Here is a 17805-nt window from a genome sequence, read left to right on the forward strand (position 1 = left end):
GATCCGTTCATTGCAGGGTGGATGGGGTGCGGGCCGCGGTCTTCAGGCTGGCCTGGATGTCGGCGCTCGTCTCGGGGCCGAGCAGTTGGTCGACTCGGGCCCACACCGGGTCGACCTCTGGGTTGAAGATGGCGGCCCTGTTGCGGGCGTCGCGATCGGCCAACTGCTCGGCGGTGGCGCCGCCGGTGGCCTCGTCTGGCACACCGGCTTCCACCAATCCCAGCCAGTGGTCGCGGTAGGCCGCCACTGCGCCGAACACGGCCCGGAACCCGTCCTCGTCGGCCCGATGGGCCAGCATCCACGCCGACATGAGCTGCCATTGGCGAGGGGACAAGTGGGCGGGGGTGAGCCCTTCGATCTGCATGGTCTCGTCGTGGACTTCGGTGAGGGGGCCATAGCAATGGTCGATGTAGGCCAGGTTGGCGCCCGGGTCTAGCCGGGGGATCAGATCCAAGTGGAAGGCGTAATGGGGTCCGGCCAGCACCGAGTCCACCGTGAAGTGGGGCACCGGGCTGGCCGCCGAGGTGAAGGCGAAGCACATGTGGCTGTCGAGCCCGAAGGCCTCCACGGTCATTCCCACGTACACCAGTTCCGCTACCCCGTTACGGGCCAGCACCCGATGGGCGCCCACCGGCGATCCGTCCATGGCCGAGGCCAGCGAGGTATGAACGGTCTCCTCCAGCTCCAGTCGGTTAGCGATGGCCTCCACTGTGCCGAGGCAGAGATCTGCCGACAGGCTCATGATCGGTCCTCCCCGACAACCGGGAACACCCAGGCGTTGGCCAGCTCGGGGTCGCCGGTGCGCCCCGGCGAGGGAATCACCGCCGCGGCCCGCATGGCTTCCTCATCCGACGGAGTCTCCAGTCCCCAGCCCTTGTCGATCTGCTCTTGGCGCCAGCGGCGGTAGGCCAGTTGGATGGAGTCGGACTTCACGTGGAGCTCGGCGGACAGGTCGAACGGCAGCAGCTCCGGTCGCTGGCCCTCAACGGTGGGCTGGTCTTCCAAGAAGATCTTGATGGTGCGGTCGTAGGAGTTCTTGTCGGCCCAGCCCCCGGTGAAGAACGTGCGCAGCATGCAGAACTTGGAGACGGTGACGTGCTCGTCGCGAGGCACCGCGGCGGTGAAGATGCGGATCTCGCCCATGGGCAGCCGCACGATGAGCATCGACACGTTGGGCGGGTAGAACCCGGTGGAGGTGCTCACCGGCGGGCGGTCCTTCTTGGAGATGAACCGCCACATACCCGACGGACGGGGCGGTTCGAGCTCCACGGTGGCGGTGACCGACGCCAGGTGGCCGTTGACACGGGTTTCGTCGAGGTCGAAGTCTTGGATCTCGGGCTGTTCTTTGTTGCCGAACGAACCGGAATGCACGAAGGGGGTGTGGGCAATGTCCACCGCGTTCTCCAGCACCCGGTCGTAGTTGGCCTGCCAGGTGAACTCGCCGATGATCGCCCGGTATCCCTCGGCCCTGGCTTCGGTGTGCTCCTCAAGCCCATCCAACTCGGGCACCGGAGGCCGATCCTCGGGGGCCAGATCGCCCAGGAACACCCACACGAAGCCGTAGCGCTCGATACAGGGGTAGGTGTCGATCCGGGCCTTGCGGGGGATGGGCAGGTCCGCCCGGTTAGCTGGTATCTCCACACAGGCCCCGTCGGCTCCGTAGCGCCAGCCGTGATAGGGGCACTGCACGCAATCGCCCACCACCGTGCCGCCGGCCAGAGAGCCGCCCCGGTGCACGCACAGGTCGGACTGGGCGTTGACCGTGCCATTGGGGCTGCGCCACAGCACCAGATCGTGGCCGTGGACCCGGGCCAGCGCCGGCTGGTCGGTCACCCACTGCCCGAATTCCACGGCGTACCACTGGTTCTTGATCAACATGACGTTGTCCTCTCCAGTCGGTGTGAGTTGCCGATCAACATGCCAGCTCCCCTTCAGCCGGGTCGGGGCAAAACCCGGTCGCCGCCCCACAGGGCCCGCACCAGACGGTCGGTCATCTCCTCCCCGAAGAAGCGCACACCCATGACGTTGGCCGGGTCTCTCTCGGCGATGTTACGCCGCCGGGTCAGGTCGTCGGCAGCCAGCTGCTCCCGGCGCTCCAGCGGCACGGCGTCGGCCTCGTCCACCCACGCCAGCCACTGGTCGACCCGCCGGTGAGCCAGCTCGCTCACCTGGTTGAGCCGACCCTCGTCGTAGGTTTGTCCCGGAGTGGTGAAGCAGACGGCCACCTCGCTCAGCGCTTGGCGCACGTACAGGGCCCGGGAGGTGAACGGGGCCAGCCCCTCGTCGGCCCGCAGCTCCAAGAACTCCTCGTTGAGCGGACCCCAGTACTTGTCGAGCGAATCGGTGTCGAGCATGAGATCGGATCGGGGGTTGTAGTCGATGTAGAACCAGAGGTCGGGAAGCGTTCCCCAGGCGATGCCCAGGTGGGGCACATCGATGTGAGGACCGAGCCAGGCGGTGACGTGCATGTTGGTGAACCCCAGCGGCGGGTTGCCGATCCACGAGTGGATCAGCCAGTCCATCTCCGGGCCGGTGTAGCCGGCCAGCCGCCCGGCGGGGAACTCGGCTTCGCCCCGGTACGACTCCAAGTCCTCGGTGCTGGGATCGCGGGTCAGCTCGAAGCGGGCTTCAATCTTGGCCATGAGCTCTTCGGTGATCGACCACAGTCGGTTGAACGTGGGCGTTGCGTTCGTCGGGCCCCGTTCGTCGAAGATGTCTTGGACGCCCTTCAGCGTCTCGCGCATTGGTGCTCCGGTCTCGTCAGCGGCACACTGTTCCGGTAAGCGGAACAACGTTTCGTTAGTCTGACAGTAGGGCCAGGCCAAACCAGTGTCAACCAACCGCGAGGAGCCGAGAATTCGATGAGCCGCACCACGCTTTATGTCCCCGGAGATCGCCCCGACCGCTTTGACAAGGCGCTGGCCTCGGGGGCTGACGCCATCATCTGCGATCTCGAGGACGCGGTGGCCGAAACGGCAAAGTCCACCGCTCGGGAGGCGGTGGGCCAGTGGCTCCGGGCCAGTCCCGGGGTGCCGGCCTGGGTGCGGATCAACAATCGCCCCGACTTGGTGGACGAGGACGCCGAGTTGGTGCGGTCGCTGGTTTCCGACGGCGTGGGGTTTGCCGGGGTGGTCGTGCCCAAAGCCGATGCCGCGGCCTGCTCGGTGGACTTCGGCGGCTGCCCGGTGACCGCGCTCATCGAGTCGGCAGTGGGGGTGGCTGAGATCTACGAGATCGCCGCGGTGCCCGAAGTGGTGCGCCTGGCTTTGGGCGAGGCCGACCTGGCCGCCGACATGGGCATGCAGCCGTCGCCCGACGCCCTGGAGATGTGGCCGATCCGCACTCGGGTGGTGGTGGCGTCGGTGGGCAAGGGGCTGGAAGCGCCCTGCGGGCCGGTGTTCACCAACCTCGACGATGACGCGGGGCTGGCCGCTACCAGCGAGTCGCTTCGCCGCCACGGTTTCGGCGGCCGATCGGTGATCCACCCCAAGCAGGTGGCCGCGGTGAACGCGGCCTTCACCCCCTCCGATGACGAAATCGCCCGGGCTGAGGCGGTAGTGGCCGCCTTCGAGGAGGCAGCGGCCGAGGGTCGGGGAGTGGCGGTGCTCGACGGAGAGTTCATCGACGCGGCGGTAATGCGCTGGGCCCGGGCGGTACTCGCCCGGGTGCCGTCGGATAGCCCGGTCAACCCGTAGCCGTAGCCTGGGCCAGCGGTGCGGTAAGTGCCGCGGAGGCTCTCCACGGGCGGCCGCCCACTAGGTCGGTGTCCTTGGACACTTCTCGGTTCACTGCCCGGCCGGGGTGCAGCTTGCCGATCAGCAACTCGTCGTCGGGTTCGGCCCGCTGGCTGACTGGGGTGTTGATGGTGCCGTTGTAGGGGCTTGATCGGTTGGGGTTCCACAGCGAATCGGCTGGGGGGTCGAGAAGCGTGGTGGGCGCAAGTGGCCCTGGGGGTCCGCACGCAGCCACGCTGATCCGGTTCTCGGCGGCTCGCTCTACCAGCGCCAGATCGCATTCCCAACGGTGCTCGGGCTGCCAGCACACCGCGACCAAATGGGCTCCGGCGATGGCGGCCAGTCGGAAGGTCTCGGGGTAGCGGTGATCGTCCCCCACGATCACGGCCAAGTCGCCTAACGGCGTCGGGTACAAGCTCATCTCGGTGCCCGACCGGGTGGCGCCGGGGTGGCGGTCGCAGTGGTGGATCTGCGCTTGTTCGTGGACAACGCCATCGGCCGACAACACCTGGCCGAGATGCTGGTTGTCCCGCAGGGCAGTAGTCACCACCAGCACGCCGGGAGGGATGCTCGGTGGCGGCGGCGTCAGCTCGGGCAGCACCACCAGGGAGGCTCCGGCGCTGATCGCCTCGGCGACCAGCTCGGGAGATGACTGGGCGCTGGGAATGCATCCAGCGACCACCTCGGATTCCAGGTCGCTGACGGGATGGGAGGTTTGGGATTGGGCTAGCGGGCCGTACACCTCTGGTCGGCGCCCTCGCAGCCGATCCGGCTCAACCCGGGACAGATCCAAATCGGCCACGACCACTGCTTCTCCGGTACGGGGGGCCATAGCCAACACCGTGCCGTCGGGGGCCACGATCTGGCTCTCCCCCGCGCCATTCAATGCTTCAGGGGGCACGCCCAGTGCTTGACTGAACACCGGCACCTGTTCGGCGGGCAGCAGCGGACCGACCTTGTTGGCGGCCACCACGAACACCCCGTTCTCCACTGCCCGCACTGGGATGTGGAGCCTGGCCTCGTCGAGGGCAAACGAGTTGAGGCTATTCAACAACAGGCGGGCGCCCCGCACGGCGAACGTGCGCGGCACCTCGAAGGTCACCCCGTCCATGCACGAGTACACGCCCACCGGGCCGAATGCGGTGTTCGCCACTGGACTTACCTCTGCGCCCGCGCTCAAGTGGGCCCGTTCGTTGCCCATCAGCATCTGCTTGTCGGCCGTAGCGGCCAGCTCCCCTCGGGGATCGATCAGCACATTGGTGGCGGTTACCCGGTCGCCCTCCCGGGGCACGGTCACTGTCAACGAGGTGTAGACGCTGTGCTCGGCGGATCGCCGGGCCAGCGCTCCTAGCCAGGGGCCGTCGAGCGACACCGTCACCGAGCGGCAGTGGTCCTGGTCGTCGTACACGGAAAGGTGGTTGCAGAACTCGGGCATTACTACCAGCTCGGCCCCTTCGGCGGCGGCCGCGTCGAGCATCCGCAGACAGGTGGCCAGGTTCTCGTCGAGGTCGGTGCCGGTGGCGAACTGCACCGCAGCCACTCGAACCTGGTCCGTCACTGGCCAGTCCTTAGTTGGTGGGGCGGGCCCCGAGCTTGGTCGAGAGCCCTCGGGTGGCCTCAACCACCGCGGCGGCCGAACGGGCGATCTTGTCGCGGAACCGCTCCAGCGGGCCGCTGATGCTGATCACCGCCACCGGTTGGTGGTTGTGGTCGAGGATGGGCGCGGCCACCGAGCCAGCGTCATGCTGGCGCTCTCCCAGCGACACCGCGAAGCCCTGCTGGCGAATGCGGTCCAGCTCGGCGCGCAGCTCGTCTACCGACACGATGGTGGCCTCGGTCAAAGAGTCCAGCGGGTTCTCGGCCAGGTAGTGGTCAATCTCGCCATCGCTGAGCCAGGCCAGGAACGCTTTCGACGATGCACCGGCATGCAGCGGGAACGATCCACCGATGGGTACGGTCATCTTCACCTCGCGGGGAGGAGTGATCTGAGCCACGTAAACCCGGCGGTTGCCGTGGCGCACCGACAGGGTGGCGGTCTCGTCGGTCTCGGCGCTGAGCCGGCGCATCTCTTCCAGCGCCAAGTCTCTGATGTCGAGCTGATCGCGGTAGGCCGCGGCCAACTCCAGCACCGCGGGCCCCAGCGCGTAGCGCCGGCTCTCGGGGTCGACGATGAGCAGGCCGCGTTCGCACAGGGAGGTGAGAATCCGGTGGACCACCGCCTTAGACACCCCCAGCTCGCGGGATATCTCGGTGACGCCCAGCGTGCTCGACGACCGCGAGAACAGGAACAGCACATCCACGGCTCTCTCGATTGCCGCCACTCCCCGACCCGAACCAGACACCGAGTCCGAATTTTCTGCTGTTCCGCTCAGAGGAATGACCATACCGCGAAGCTGGTGTCTTCACCCATAATTCCCTGTTGATGGTTGCCTGAACCGGCCAAATTGGGGAACACTACAAGCAATGTTCCACTGGGAGAAACGTCGTTCCGCATGATTGGCCCTATCGCCGATCTACGGGTCATCGACGCCTCCACCGTTCTGGCCGGACCGCTGATCGGCCAGATCATGGCTGATTTCGGTGCCGACGTGATCAAGGTAGAGCACCCCCTCACTGGTGACAGCCTGCGGGGCCACGGTGCGCAGAAGGACGGCCGCGGGCTGTGGTGGAAGATGGTGGCCCGCAACAAGCGCTGCTTGGGCTTGGATTTGAGCCATCCCGAGGGCGCTGAGGTGTTCTTGGACCTTGCTTCCACCGCCGACGTGGTGATCGAGAACTTCCGGCCCGGCACCTTGGAACGCTGGGGTCTGGACTGGGATGTGCTGTCCGGCCGCAATCCGGGCCTGATCTTGTGCCGGGTCACCGGGTACGGGCAGACCGGCCCCTACGCCGATCGGCCCGCGTTCGGCACGCTGATCGAGGCGATGAGCGGTTTCGCCCACATGACCGGCGAGGCCGACCAACCCCCTACCCTGCCGCCCTTCGGCTTGGCCGACAGCGTGGCCGGTTTCAGCGGAGTGGCTGCGGTGATGATGGCAGTCCACCACCGCCAGGTCACCGGCAAGGGCCAGGTGGTGGATTTGTCGATCTTGGAAACCCTGGCCGCCGCGCTCGGCCCCCATGTGGTCACCTGGGATCAGACCGGTCACATCGCCCAGCGGTCGGGCAACCGCTCGTCCAACAACGCGCCGCGTAACACCTATCTCACCGCCGACGGCCGCTGGGTGGCGGTGTCGAGCAGCGCCGACGCCGTGGCCCGCCGAACTATGGAACTGGTGGGCCGAGGAGATCTGGTGTCCGAACCCTGGTTCGCCACCGGAGCCGGTCGAGCCGAGCACGCTGAAGAGATCGACGAGGCCCTGTCCTCATGGATCGGCGAACGGACGCTGGCCGACGTTGTAGAGGCGTTCGCCGCCGCAGAAGTTGCCGTGGCGCCGGTCTACGACGTGGCCCAATATGCCAGCGACCCCCAAGTGCAGGCTCGGGAGGCGATCACCGCGGTAGACGACCCCGACCTGGGTCCGGTTCGCATGCAGAACGTGCTCTTCGGACTTTCAGCCACGCCGGGGACCATCCGGCACACCGGTCGTGATCTGGGGGCGGATACCGACGAGGTGCTGAAAGAGGTTGGACTGAGCGTTGAGCAAATCGAGGATTTGCGAGCCAAGCAGGTGGTGGCATGAGCAGCTCGAGCCAAAGCGTGAGCACGGCGGGGCTGATCGACTTGGTGGCCCAAGCTGTGGTGTACGACTTGGGCCGAACGCTGCGAAATGGCGTGGCCCAATCACCCAACCATCCCCAGTTTCACCACTGCCTGGATCGAGCCCACGGCGACCGGGTGCGGGCCGACGGTGGTTCGGCCGCCGCCGATCTGCTCACCACCGGCTGCCATGTCGGCACCCACGTTGATGCCCTGGCCCACGTCAGCCACCAAGGCCAGCTCTACGGAGGAGTCGACGCCGCCGAGGCCCAAGCGGGCGGCAGTTTCGCCGTGCTGGGAATCCACGAGCTTCCGCCGTTTGTGGGCCGAGGTGTGCTGTTGGACGTTCCCGGGCTGCTGGGAGTGGAGATATGCGAGGGTGGCCACGAAATCACCGTCGCCGAATTGGAGAGCGCCGTCGCCCGCCAAGGAACGCCGATCCAACCTGGCGATGCCGTGCTGGTGCGCAGCGGATGGGGGGCGCACTTCGACGATCCCGAGCGCTATCTGGGCACTGACACCGGCGTGCCCGGGGTAGGGGAAGCCGGAGCTCGGTGGCTGGCCGACCAGGGCGCTGCGCTGGCTGGCGCCGACACACTGGCCTTCGAGTGCCTGCCCGCCGGACAGGGCCACGCTCTGCTGCCCGCCCACCGGGTGCTGCTGGTAGAAGAGGGCATCAACATCATCGAGGCGCTGGACCTTGACCGCTTGGCTGCCGACGAGGTGTACGAGTTCGTGTTCGTGCTGTCCCACCTGAACATCTACGGCGCAACTGGCGCTCCGGTCCGACCGCTGGCCCTAGCATGACCCCGGTCCTTTCGCAGCTCAGCACCATGGCCAGCGGTCCGGTGCCCGAGGCGGTGCGAGCTGGCATCCCCTCTCGCATCATCGACATCGTGGGGATCGCGGTGCGGGCCAGCGTGCTGGACACTTCCCGCGCTGTCGTGGGTTTCGCCGCCGACCAGGGTTCCGCCCCTAAAGCCACTCCCATTGGCGGCGGTCGGGCCACCTCCGCGGCCGAAGCGGCGTTTGTGAACGGCGTGCTGGCCCACTCGCTGGACTACGACGACACCCATCTGCCTTCGATCCTGCACCCCAGCGCATCGGTGGTGCCCGCCTCACTGGCTGTGGCTGAATGGCAGGGAGTTTCCGGCGCGGCGCTTATCGATGCAGTAGCGGCGGGCTTGGAAGTCACGGTGCGGTTGGGCATGGGCGGATACGACGGCCAGGCCCGCCAGTCGGTGTATTTCGAGCGGGGCCAGCACGCCACCTCGATCTGCGGCGCGGTGGGGTCGGCGGCGGCGGCCGCCCGTCTGCTCGGGGCCGACGCCCAGGGAATCGCCCATGCCATGGGCATCGCGTGCAGCATGGCCAGCGGGATCATCGAGGCCAACCGAGCCGGGGGAACCGTCAAGCGGCTGCATTGCGGCTGGGCCGCCCGAGCCGGGATCACTGCGGCTCAGCTCGCGGCCCGAGGCATCACCGGCCCTCCGACGGCGGTGGAGGGCCGATTCGGGCTGTTCCAGGCTTTTCTCGGCGACCAGGCCGACTGCGGTGCGGTCACCGCCGATTTGGGAGAGCGCTGGGAGGCCGACCGCATCTTCTACAAGCCCTATCCCGCCAACCACTTCACCCACACCGGCATCGACGCCGCCATCGTCTTGCGGTGCAAGGGTTTAGACCCCGACGACATTGCCACCGCCACCCTGGAGGTGGCCCCGCCCACTGTTCGCACCATCGGAGAGCCCATCGAGACCAAGCGGGAACCGGAAACCGGGTACCAAGCCCAGTTCAGCGGTCCCTACACCGTTGCCGCCGGGTTCTTGGGCGGAGGTGGCCTGGGCGTCGGTTTGGCCGACTTCACCGATGAGCTGGCCTGCGACCCGGACCGGCGAAAGCTGATGGCCCGCATTGAAGTAGTGGGCGACCCCCGAATGATGGCCATCTACCCCGACCAGCTTCCCGCCCGGCTGACCGTGACCACTATCTCAGGCCACACCCTGACCGAAGAGGTGCTGGCCAACCGGGGCGGTCCCGACCGGCCCCTGTCGGCCACCGAGTTGGCGGCCAAGTACGCCGACAACACTGCGGGTTTGGTGGCCGACGATGTCGCCAGCCGAATCTACGATGCCTTATCCGGCTTGGCCGCGGCACCGTCGGTCACCGGATTGCTGGCACCACTTCTCGACCCCATAGGAAGCAGCCATGACTGACACCGTGATCACCGGTGCCAAAGTGGTTCGGCCCGACACGGGCACGGTTGACGAGGTGGACATCGCCATCACCGACGGAAAGATCAGCGATTTGGCCGTCGGCCTGGCCGCTTCCGCTGAACCCACCACGGTATTCGACGCCACCGGCCTCATCGCCTTCCCCGGATCGGTGGACGCCCACACCCACATGGGCATCTACAACCCGTTGGACCAAGATGCCACCAGCGAGAGCCGGGCCGCCGCCCAAGGCGGCACCACCACGGTGCTCAACTACATGCGAACCGGCCAGTACTACCTCAACCGAGGCGGCCCCTACGCCGAGTTCTTCCCCGAGGTACTGCGCCTCATCGACGGTCGCAGCTATGTGGACTACGCCTTCCATCTCGCCCCCATGCAGGCCTCTCACATCGACGAGATACCCATGCTGGCCACCGAATTCGGGGTCACCTCGTTCAAGATCTTCATGTTCTACGGCGGCCACGGCTTGCACGGCGCGAGCGACGACCAGGCCAGCTTCTTGATGACCCCGCCCGACGAGCGCTACGACTACGCCCACTTCGAGTTCATCATGCGGGGCATCGCCGAGGCCCGCCAGGCCCATCCCGAACTGGCCGATGTGCTCTCACTCTCCATGCACTGCGAGTCGGCGGAGATCATGACCGCCTACACCAAGCTGGTCGAGGCCGAGGGCAGCTTGGCTGGTTTGGCCGCCTATTCGGCGTCCCGTCCTCCCCACTCCGAGGGGCTGGCTGTGACCGTGGCGTCGTATCTGGCCCACGAGACCGAGGTGGCCAACATCAACCTGCTGCACCTGTCGTCGGCCAAGGCCATGGACGCCGCGCTGCGCATGAGCCGGTGCTTCGAGAACGTGGACTTTCGCCGGGAGGTCACCATCGGGCATCTGCTGGTGGACATCGAGACCTCAGGCGACCCGTGGGGCAAGGTCAACCCGCCCATCCGACCCCGGTCCGACGTGGAGGCGCTGTGGGAGCACGTGCTGGCCGGCGAAGTCGACTGGGTGGTGAGCGACCACGCCTGCTGCCGGGCCGAGGCCAAGGTCTCCGCCGAGAATCCCGATGACATCTGGCTGGCCAAGAGCGGTTTCGGGGGCACCGAGTATCTGCTGAACGGGCTGTATTCCGAAGGCACCAAGCGGGGCTTGGGACTGCCCGACATGGCCCGGCTGCTGTCGTGGAACCCGGCGCGGCGCTACGGCCTGGGCACCAAGGGCACCATCGGAGTCGGCTACGACGCCGACATCGCCTTGCTCGATCCGGGGGTCAGCCATGTGGTGCGAGCCGCCGAGTCGGAGTCCAGCCAGGGCTACACCCCGTTCGAGGGCCAAGAGCTCACCGGCAGGGTCAGTCACGTCTGGATGAGGGGCCAGCGCATCCTGTCCGACGGGCAAGTGGTGGGCAGCCCTCTCGGGCAATACCAGAAGAGGCCGACATGATCGCCCCCCGCGCTGGCCTCAGGAGATCACTTCGGAGTGGGAAATCCCCCGGCCTTGGCCACCAGGCTGGGCACCCCATGGCCGAGCTGGGTTTCCAGCCAAGTGCTGGTTTCAATGAGCGCATCCAGGTCGAGCCCGGTGTCGTAGCCCATCTCATGCACCAGGTACACCACGTCCTCGGTGGCCACATTGCCGGTGGCCTTGGGAGCGAAGGGGCAGCCACCGACCCCTCCGACACTGGAGTCGAACACCCGCACGCCGGTGTCGATTGCCGCCGCGATGTTGGCCAGCGCGGTGTTGCGGGTGTTGTGGAAGTGCCCTCGCAGCGCAATGCCGGGCGCCCGCTCTCGGGCCCCGGCAAACAATTCGGCCACCCGAGTGGGAACCCCGGCTCCGATGGTGTCGGCCAGGGCCAGTTCGTCGGGCTGGGTCTCGGCCAGCTCACCCACGATGTCGAACACGCTCTCGGCGTCCACCCGCCCTTCATAGGGGCATCCGCACACGGCCGAGACGGTTACCGCGGTCTTGACGCCGGAGGCCCGGGCGGCATCGCTGATGTCGCGCCACCGCTGCACCGACTCGGCCACCGTGGCCCGCTGGTTGGCCTGGGAGAACGCCTCTGTGGCCACCACCACCCCGCACACCTCGTCGACCCCAGCCTCTATGGCTCGCTCAACCCCTCTTTGGTTGAGAGCGAGCGCGCTGTAGCTCACTTCGGCCGACCGGGGAACGCCAGCCATGACCGCGTCCCCATCGGCCATCTTGGGCACCGCTTTGGGGCTGACGAAGCTGGTGGCCTCGATGCGGGTATGGCCCGCGGCCACCAGCCGCTCGATGAGCTCGACTTTTTGGGCGGTGCTGAGGTCGGCGGGGTCGGCCTGCAAGCCGTCCCGGGGGGCCACTTCGACGATTTGAATGCGCTCGCTCACAGCAAGTCTGAGCATAACCAGGGAGGACGAACATGACCGGGGCTCTCACCGATATCCGGGTCATCGAAATGGGCACGCTGCTGGCCGGGCCGTTCTGCGGCCAGCAGCTAGCTGACCACGGTGCTGAGGTGATCAAGGTAGAGCCGCCTGGCACCGGCGACCCCATGCGGGTGTGGGGCCAGGAGAAGGCCGACGGCAAGTCGCTGTGGTGGCCGGTGGTGGGTCGGGGGAAGAAGTCGGTCACCATCAATCTGCGGGAGGCCGCCGGCCAGGATCTTGTGCGCCAACTGGCGGCCAATGCCGATGTGCTGGTGGAGAACTTCCGCCCCGGCACGCTGGAGAAGTGGGGCCTGTCGCCTGCGGAGCTCCACGCCGTCAACCCCCGGCTGATCATCACCCGGGTTTCGGGGTACGGCCAGAGTGGGCCGTATACGTCCCAGCCCGGCTTCGGCGCCATTGGCGAGGCCATAGGCGGCATCCGCTACACCACCGGAGATCCGGAGAAGATGCCCAGCCGCACCGGCATCAGCATCGGCGACACCCTCACCGCCATGTTCGCCACCATTGGAACCCTCAACGCCCTCCACGCCCGCCACAGCACCGGCAAAGGGCAGGTGGTCGATGCCGCGCTGTACGAGTCGGTGCTCGCGGTGATGGAGTCGCTGCTCACCGAGTACCACGTGGCCGGGTTCATTCGCGAGCGCACCGGTTCGATGATTCCCAACATCGCGCCGGCCAACGTCTACCCCACCCGCGACGGCAAGATGCACCTGATCTCCGGCAACCAGGACACTGTGTGGCGGCGGCTGGCCGAGGCGATGGGCCGCCCCGAGCTGGGCGAGGATCCCCGCTACGCCACCCACCTCGCCCGGGGTGACAACCAGATTGAGCTCGATGAGCTAATCGCCGAGTGGACAGCCACCGTCGACGCCGAGGATCTGCACCGGCTGCTGAACGAGCACAGCGTGCCCAACGGCCAGATGTACCGTGCCCCCGAGATGCTGGCCGATGAGCACTTCGCCGCCCGCCAGGCCATTGCCTGGGTCAACAGCCCCGACTTCGGCTCGATCCCCATGCAAAACGTGGTGCCCAAGCTGTCGGACACCCCCGGAGAGATCGAGTGGTCGGGCCCGACGCTGGGCGAGCACAACGAAGAGGTGTTCGGCGGCATCCTCGGACTAGACGACGATGCGGTCGACCAGCTCCGGGCCGACGGTGTCATCGGATGAAGGGTGAGCGCCAATGACCGATGACGGATTGGCCGAGGACTACCGCCAGGCCGGGTTCAGCAACCGATTGGGTTTCGGCGATCACCCCGCGCTGGTGGTGGTGGACTTCTGCCAGGCCTATCTAGACCCCGATTCGCCGCTCTATGCCGGAGTGGAAGACGCCCGCGAGTCGTGCATTCGACTACTGGCCGCGGCCCGCAGTGCCCAGATTCCCGTGCTGCACACCAGGGTGGAGTTCCAGCCCGGCGGTGCTGACGGCGGGATCTTCTTCCGCAAAGTCACCGCGCTGGAGTGCTTCGTTCGGGGCAACCCACTAGCCGAGTACGGCGACGGGTTGGAACCAGCCGACGACGAAGTGGTGGTGGTCAAGCAGTACGCCTCGGGATTCTTCGGCACGTCGCTGGCCTCCACGCTCACCTCCCTGGGCGTCGACACGCTGATCATCACCGGCGTGTCTACCAGCGGCTGCGTCCGAGCCACCGCCCTCGACGCCTGCCAGCACGGGTTCGTCCCCATCGTGGTGCGCGACGCCTGCGGCGACCGAGACCAGCGCGTCCACGAGGCCAACCTGTTCGACCTCGACGCCAAATACGCCGACGTTGTGTCCGAACAGGAGGTGCTCGACTTCCTGGCTGCTCGGAAATGAGTGCTGTAGCGGAGATCTTGGAGAGCGGTGTCGGAGCGAACGGTGCTGATCGCTAAGCGGGGTTGACCAGGCGGCCCACGAACAGGATTGCGCCGGTTGGTTGGTGGACGATGGCCCATAGGAAGGGGCGGTCGGCGACGACAGTGAGGTCGGGTTCGGGGGGCAGCGATGTCGGGAAGGCGGTGGCGGTAGCGGCGGCCGCTTCGGTGCCCTTCTCGTCGACGATCACCTTGGCGCCGTGCAGCGCGGCGGACATGAAGATGCCGGGGGCAATCCCCTCGAAGCCTGCGCCGGGACAGAACCCCAGCGGGCAAAGCCACTCGAACAGGTCGGCGGGCGGCAGGGTCTGCTCCCACTTGGGCATTGTGATGCTCACCGAGCCCACTAGAGCGGCGCGGCCCAGCCCGATCAAAGTCCCCGGGTCAAGCGACTCTTCGACCGCGGCCAAGCCGTCGATCTCGTGGGGGACGATGAGCCACATGGCCAGTTCTTGGCCCATGTAGGGCAACTCCACGGCGTCGGCGCCTTCCATCTGGACGAATCGACGGGGAAGAGGCACCCGGTCGTGCATGAAGGGCACCGTCACCGTTTGGCCGCCACTGGTGGTAAACGGGCGCTCGCTGGTGAACTCGGTGAGGAACGGCATAAGCCAGTCGGCCTTCAGGTACACCGTATTCACCATCACCAGCTCTTGATTCTGGACAACGCCCGGATCAACGATCATGGGGATGAGACCGCGGGTGCGGTCTGATACCCAGCCGTTGATGATGTCGGCCGCTTCGGCGCCGTTGGCGGTGTCGACAGGCTGGAGGTCGGCGCCGTAGTGGGCGGTGGCGATGTTCAGGAATTCGCGCCGAGGTGAAAACTGGTGGTCGGGAAAGAGTCGGTTGGCCACTTCCAAGATGGTGGGCTCCGCCGAGGCTTTGGCCAGACTGAGATCGACGGCGTTGGCTGCTCGGTGCGTGCCCTCCTCAGGGAATCCGAAGATACTGTCAAGCGCCGCGGCGGAGTCCGGTGATGCTCCCGCCCGGCTCAGGCTGAAGGCCACCCCGATGCTGATCGGGCTGGAAACCGAATTCCCCACCAAGTGCCGGTGGAAACCCCACCCGGCGGCGTTGACTCCCCCAACCCAGCTGGCGGCTGGGGCATCGGGATCGGCGGGCAGCCGATCGGACACCAATTCCACCTCTGGAGTAGCTGTGGGTACCGGGGTCGGCACCGGCGTGGGTGTCGGCGTCGGAACCGGGGTCGGCACTGGCGTGGGTGTCGGCGTCGGAACCGGGGTCGGTGCCGGAGTGGGTGCCGGGGTCGGCACTGGCGTCGGAACCGAAGTCGGTGCCGGGGTCGGCACCGGCGTGGGAACCGAAGTCGGTGCCGGGGTCGGCACCGGCGTGGGAACCGAAGTCGGTGCCGGGGTCGATACCGGCGTGGGAACCGATGTCGGCGATGGCGTCGGCACTGGAGTACGAGTGGAATCGGGTGTTGGCGAGGGCGTCGATAGCGAGGTCGACGCCGCGGTTGGAACGGTCGTGGCCACAGGAGTCGGCGAATCCTCGGAGCCGCACGCCACAGCAATGCAGCACAGCAACACCAGTAGCCCGATCACCTTCGTCATGCCATTTGGACGTCCCACTCCAACCCCCCGGTTCCCGCTTCTTCTAGGGAATCAGCACAACCTTGCCGAGCTTTCCGGGGACGGCGAAGTACTCGTAGGCCGCAGTGGCTTCGGTCAGCGGGAAGGCCCGGGCAATGGGCACCTTGACCCGACCCGATTCGACGAGAGGGAGCACGTGGTGCTCCACCCGCCGGGCAACGGCGGCGCGCTGCTCCAGGGAGCGGGGCCGGAGTGTAGAGGCGAACATCCGGATCCGCTTGACCATGAGCAGCGCCAGGTTCAGCGTGACCTCCGACCCTGCGCCCACGCCGATCACCACAATGCGCCCTTCGGTGGCCATGGCTTTCAGGTTGGCGGGCCAGTTGGGAGCGCCTACCAACTCGAGAATCACGTCGAACGGACCGGCATCAATGAAGTCCGCCGGATCGATGGCGTGTGCCCCCAGTCCGGCCACCGCGCCGCGAGAGTCGGGGTTGCGCACGGTCGCGGTCACCTGAGCGCCTGCGGCCGCGGCCAGCTGCACCGCGGCCACTCCCACCCCTCCGGCCGCACCATGGATGCACACCCGCTCGCCCATGGCCAGATCGGCCTGGGTGAACAGGGCATCGTGGGCGGTGGCGAACACCTCGGGGAATCCCCCGGCGCTCTCCCAGCCCAGCGCCTTGGGCACCGGAATGGCCAACGGTTCGTCTACCACGCACCGCTCGGCCTGCCCGCCCCCCTGGACAACCGCCATGACCGGGTCACCCACCGAAAACCGAAGGCAGCCCACACCGGCGGCCACCACCTCGCCGGCCATCTCCAACCCGCCGGTGGCCGGCACACCCGGCGGCGGCGAGTAACCCCCCTTGGCCTGGGCTAGGTCGGCCCCGTTCAGTCCTGCGGCCCGCACCGCCACCAGAAGCTGACGATGGCCCGGCTCCGGGTCGTCCACCTCACCGATCGTCGCCTGGCCATCTTCGAATACCACCGCTCTCATCAGCCCTGCAATGTAGTGGTCAAAACGGCCCATGGCGGGGGTGTCGTTGCGACATCCATGTCGTAGGCTTCGGGCATGGCCACGCTGACTCAAGCCACGTTCACCCGCATGGACGAGTCCACCGCTGAGGACTGGGCGGCAACCGCCTCGGCCCACCACTTCCTGGAGCAGGGATTGGCCGACCGGATACTGCGGGAGCTTCAAGATCTGGCCTCCGGGCCCCAGGGATTCGCCGTCGACCGGTTGACCCACAGCATCCAGACCGCTCATCGGGCCGAACGGGCCGGCCGCGATGACGAGTATCTGGTATGCGCGCTAGTCCACGACATCGGCGACCTGCTCAATCCCTACAACCATCCCGATCTGGCCGCCGCCATCCTCAAGCCGTTCGTGTCGGAGGCCAATCACTGGATGGTTCAGATGCACGGCGTCTTCCAGGGCTACTACTTCTGGCACCACGTGGGCCTCGATCGCAACAGCCGCGATGCCTACGCCGACCACCCTCACTACGACCGCTGCGCCGAGTTCTGCGCCGAGTACGACATGCCTGCCTTCGATCCGTCTTACCCCACGCCGCCCCTGGAGCACTACGAGCCGTTGGTGCGCAGCTTCTTCGCCCCCCGAGCATGACGAAGGCGGGCGAAGCCGTTTCCGAGTGGCCTCGCTGACGTGATCCTCTCCGACGTATCTATCCGCAAGGAGTTGGAGGCGGGCCGCATCGAGATCGAGCCGCTGGCCGACGGCGCCATCCAGCCTTCTTCGGTCGACCTGCGCATCGACCGGCATTTCCGGGTGTTCCGCAACCACACCGAGGGTCTGATCGACGTCAAGCGCAACATGGACGCCCTCACCGAGCCGGTGGAGATCGAGTCCGACGGGGTGTTCATCCTCCATCCCGGCGAGTTCGTGCTGGGTTCCACCCTGGAGCGAGTGCGGATTCCCGACGACCTGGTGGCCCGGCTGGAGGGCAAGTCGTCGCTGGGCCGCCTTGGGCTGTTGATCCACTCCACCGCCGGATTCGTGGATGCCGGGTGGAATGGCCGCCTCACCTTAGAACTGTCCAACGTGGCCACCCTGCCTATCACCCTGTACGCCGGAATGAAGATCGGCCAGATCTCCTTCATCCGCATGACCACCCCCGCCGAGAACCCCTACGGCTCCACCGAGGCCGGCTCCAAGTACCAAGACCAAGCCGGCCCCATCCCCTCCCGCTACTGGAAGAACTGGTAGTGGGGAGCGACAGACATAGCTAAGCAGTGTCTGAAACCGCTCTTTCGACGTCGCTGACGCCGAACTCACGTTCTGGG

The 17805-nt window shown here is 66.9% G+C and carries 18 protein-coding genes; 9 read left to right on the forward strand and 9 right to left on the reverse strand.

Annotated features, from left to right (window positions below):
* Nucleotides 1-7: 7 nt before the first annotated feature.
* Genes ACOGJC_RS08285 through ACOGJC_RS08295 form a run of 3 tightly spaced genes read right to left on the reverse strand, consistent with a single transcriptional unit; the run spans nucleotide 8 to nucleotide 2744 of the window.
* Entirely contained in the window at nucleotides 8-742 is a 735-nt protein-coding gene (locus ACOGJC_RS08285) for a hypothetical protein (RefSeq protein WP_419848029.1), read from the reverse strand.
* Nucleotides 739-1878: a Rieske 2Fe-2S domain-containing protein gene (locus ACOGJC_RS08290; protein WP_419848030.1), complete on the reverse strand. Its 1140-nt coding sequence runs from the start codon at nucleotides 1876-1878 to the stop codon at nucleotides 739-741. The genes ACOGJC_RS08285 and ACOGJC_RS08290 overlap by 4 nt, the downstream gene beginning before the upstream one ends.
* A gap of 53 nt (nucleotides 1879-1931) precedes the next feature.
* The gene (locus ACOGJC_RS08295; RefSeq protein ID WP_419848031.1) at nucleotides 1932-2744 is read right to left on the reverse strand and encodes an oxidoreductase; all 813 of its coding nucleotides are present in this window, start codon (nucleotides 2742-2744) and stop codon (nucleotides 1932-1934) included.
* A gap of 117 nt (nucleotides 2745-2861) precedes the next feature.
* On the opposite strand from ACOGJC_RS08295, the gene ACOGJC_RS08300 reads away from it, so the two are divergent.
* A complete protein-coding gene (locus ACOGJC_RS08300) occupies nucleotides 2862-3695 on the forward strand; it encodes an HpcH/HpaI aldolase/citrate lyase family protein (protein WP_419848032.1) in 834 nt (277 codons plus the stop codon).
* On the opposite strand, the gene ACOGJC_RS08305 is transcribed toward ACOGJC_RS08300, so the two are convergent.
* Together ACOGJC_RS08305 and ACOGJC_RS08310 are read right to left on the reverse strand one after the other, a co-directional pair.
* The gene (locus ACOGJC_RS08305; protein ID WP_419848033.1) at nucleotides 3685-5292 is read right to left on the reverse strand and encodes a nitrilase-related carbon-nitrogen hydrolase; all 1608 of its coding nucleotides are present in this window, start codon (nucleotides 5290-5292) and stop codon (nucleotides 3685-3687) included. The genes ACOGJC_RS08300 and ACOGJC_RS08305 overlap by 11 nt on opposite strands.
* A 10-nt stretch (nucleotides 5293-5302) precedes the next feature.
* On the reverse strand, nucleotides 5303-6055 hold the full coding sequence (locus ACOGJC_RS08310) for an IclR family transcriptional regulator (RefSeq protein ID WP_419848034.1): 753 nt from the start codon (nucleotides 6053-6055) through the stop codon (nucleotides 5303-5305).
* Nucleotides 6056-6226: 171 nt separating this feature from the next.
* Here ACOGJC_RS08310 and ACOGJC_RS08315 point away from each other — a divergent pair, with 171 nt between their 5' ends.
* From ACOGJC_RS08315 to ACOGJC_RS08330, 4 genes are read left to right on the forward strand one after another with little or no spacing between them, the layout of a single operon-like run.
* A complete protein-coding gene (locus tag ACOGJC_RS08315) occupies nucleotides 6227-7417 on the forward strand; it encodes a CaiB/BaiF CoA transferase family protein (RefSeq protein ID WP_419848035.1) in 1191 nt (396 codons plus the stop codon).
* Entirely contained in the window at nucleotides 7414-8241 is an 828-nt protein-coding gene (locus ACOGJC_RS08320; protein ID WP_419848036.1) for a cyclase family protein, read from the forward strand. The genes ACOGJC_RS08315 and ACOGJC_RS08320 overlap by 4 nt, the downstream gene beginning before the upstream one ends.
* Nucleotides 8238-9647 carry an MmgE/PrpD family protein gene (locus ACOGJC_RS08325; RefSeq protein WP_419848037.1) on the forward strand — a complete coding sequence of 470 codons (1410 nt, stop codon included), beginning with the start codon at nucleotides 8238-8240 and terminating at the stop codon, nucleotides 9645-9647. The genes ACOGJC_RS08320 and ACOGJC_RS08325 overlap by 4 nt, the downstream gene beginning before the upstream one ends.
* Nucleotides 9640-11100: a dihydroorotase gene (locus tag ACOGJC_RS08330; RefSeq protein WP_419848038.1), complete on the forward strand. Its 1461-nt coding sequence runs from the start codon at nucleotides 9640-9642 to the stop codon at nucleotides 11098-11100. Before ACOGJC_RS08325 ends, ACOGJC_RS08330 begins: the two co-directional genes overlap by 8 nt.
* A gap of 26 nt (nucleotides 11101-11126) precedes the next feature.
* On the opposite strand, the gene ACOGJC_RS08335 is transcribed toward ACOGJC_RS08330, so the two are convergent.
* Entirely contained in the window at nucleotides 11127-12029 is a 903-nt protein-coding gene (locus ACOGJC_RS08335) for a hydroxymethylglutaryl-CoA lyase (protein WP_419848039.1), read from the reverse strand.
* A 32-nt stretch (nucleotides 12030-12061) separates the two neighbouring features.
* Between ACOGJC_RS08335 and ACOGJC_RS08340 the strand changes: the two genes are divergently transcribed.
* Nucleotides 12062-13258: a CaiB/BaiF CoA transferase family protein gene (locus ACOGJC_RS08340; protein WP_419848040.1), complete on the forward strand. Its 1197-nt coding sequence runs from the start codon at nucleotides 12062-12064 to the stop codon at nucleotides 13256-13258.
* 13 nt (nucleotides 13259-13271) lie between these two features.
* Nucleotides 13272-13904: an N-carbamoylsarcosine amidohydrolase gene (locus tag ACOGJC_RS08345; RefSeq protein WP_419848041.1), complete on the forward strand. Its 633-nt coding sequence runs from the start codon at nucleotides 13272-13274 to the stop codon at nucleotides 13902-13904.
* A gap of 52 nt (nucleotides 13905-13956) precedes the next feature.
* Here the strand turns inward: ACOGJC_RS08345 and ACOGJC_RS08350 are convergent, their stop codons facing one another.
* The 3 genes from ACOGJC_RS08350 to ACOGJC_RS08360 form a co-directional block, all read right to left on the reverse strand.
* Nucleotides 13957-14988, reverse strand: coding sequence for a serpin family protein (locus tag ACOGJC_RS08350; protein WP_419848042.1), 1032 nt, complete (start codon nucleotides 14986-14988; stop codon nucleotides 13957-13959).
* Nucleotides 14897-15469 (reverse strand): hypothetical protein, encoded by a 573-nt coding sequence (locus tag ACOGJC_RS08355; RefSeq protein WP_419848043.1) that lies wholly within the window; start codon nucleotides 15467-15469, stop codon nucleotides 14897-14899. The genes ACOGJC_RS08350 and ACOGJC_RS08355 overlap by 92 nt, the downstream gene beginning before the upstream one ends.
* A gap of 93 nt (nucleotides 15470-15562) precedes the next feature.
* Nucleotides 15563-16498, reverse strand: a complete 936-nt coding sequence (locus ACOGJC_RS08360; RefSeq protein ID WP_419848044.1) for a zinc-binding dehydrogenase — start codon at nucleotides 16496-16498, stop codon at nucleotides 15563-15565.
* A gap of 75 nt (nucleotides 16499-16573) precedes the next feature.
* Between ACOGJC_RS08360 and ACOGJC_RS08365 the strand changes: the two genes are divergently transcribed.
* Nucleotides 16574-17128, forward strand: coding sequence for an HD domain-containing protein (locus ACOGJC_RS08365; protein WP_419848045.1), 555 nt, complete (start codon nucleotides 16574-16576; stop codon nucleotides 17126-17128).
* A 39-nt stretch (nucleotides 17129-17167) separates the two neighbouring features.
* On the forward strand, nucleotides 17168-17728 hold the full coding sequence (dcd, locus tag ACOGJC_RS08370; protein ID WP_419848046.1) for a dCTP deaminase: 561 nt from the start codon (nucleotides 17168-17170) through the stop codon (nucleotides 17726-17728).
* Nucleotides 17729-17805 lie beyond the last annotated feature (77 nt).

Origin of the sequence: Candidatus Poriferisocius sp., assembly GCF_965204015.1 — a bacterium.
Taxonomy (GTDB): Bacteria; Actinomycetota; Acidimicrobiia; order Acidimicrobiales; family Bin134; genus Poriferisocius.

Excerpts from the sequence above, each read along its gene's own strand:
- ACOGJC_RS08285 (WP_419848029.1), bottom strand. The coding sequence starts at position 742 with ATGAGCCTGTCGGCAGATCTCTGCCTCGGCACAGTGGAGGCCATCGCT.
- ACOGJC_RS08290 (WP_419848030.1), bottom strand. The coding sequence starts at position 1,878 with ATGTTGATCAAGAACCAGTGGTACGCCGTGGAATTCGGGCAGTGGGTG.
- ACOGJC_RS08295 (WP_419848031.1), bottom strand. The coding sequence starts at position 2,744 with ATGCGCGAGACGCTGAAGGGCGTCCAAGACATCTTCGACGAACGGGGC.
- ACOGJC_RS08300 (WP_419848032.1), top strand. The coding sequence starts at position 2,862 with ATGAGCCGCACCACGCTTTATGTCCCCGGAGATCGCCCCGACCGCTTT.
- ACOGJC_RS08315 (WP_419848035.1), top strand. The coding sequence starts at position 6,227 with ATGATTGGCCCTATCGCCGATCTACGGGTCATCGACGCCTCCACCGTT.
- ACOGJC_RS08320 (WP_419848036.1), top strand. The coding sequence starts at position 7,414 with ATGAGCAGCTCGAGCCAAAGCGTGAGCACGGCGGGGCTGATCGACTTG.
- ACOGJC_RS08325 (WP_419848037.1), top strand. The coding sequence starts at position 8,238 with ATGACCCCGGTCCTTTCGCAGCTCAGCACCATGGCCAGCGGTCCGGTG.
- ACOGJC_RS08330 (WP_419848038.1), top strand. The coding sequence starts at position 9,640 with ATGACTGACACCGTGATCACCGGTGCCAAAGTGGTTCGGCCCGACACG.
- ACOGJC_RS08340 (WP_419848040.1), top strand. The coding sequence starts at position 12,062 with ATGACCGGGGCTCTCACCGATATCCGGGTCATCGAAATGGGCACGCTG.
- ACOGJC_RS08345 (WP_419848041.1), top strand. The coding sequence starts at position 13,272 with ATGACCGATGACGGATTGGCCGAGGACTACCGCCAGGCCGGGTTCAGC.
- ACOGJC_RS08360 (WP_419848044.1), bottom strand. The coding sequence starts at position 16,498 with ATGAGAGCGGTGGTATTCGAAGATGGCCAGGCGACGATCGGTGAGGTG.
- ACOGJC_RS08365 (WP_419848045.1), top strand. The coding sequence starts at position 16,574 with ATGGCCACGCTGACTCAAGCCACGTTCACCCGCATGGACGAGTCCACC.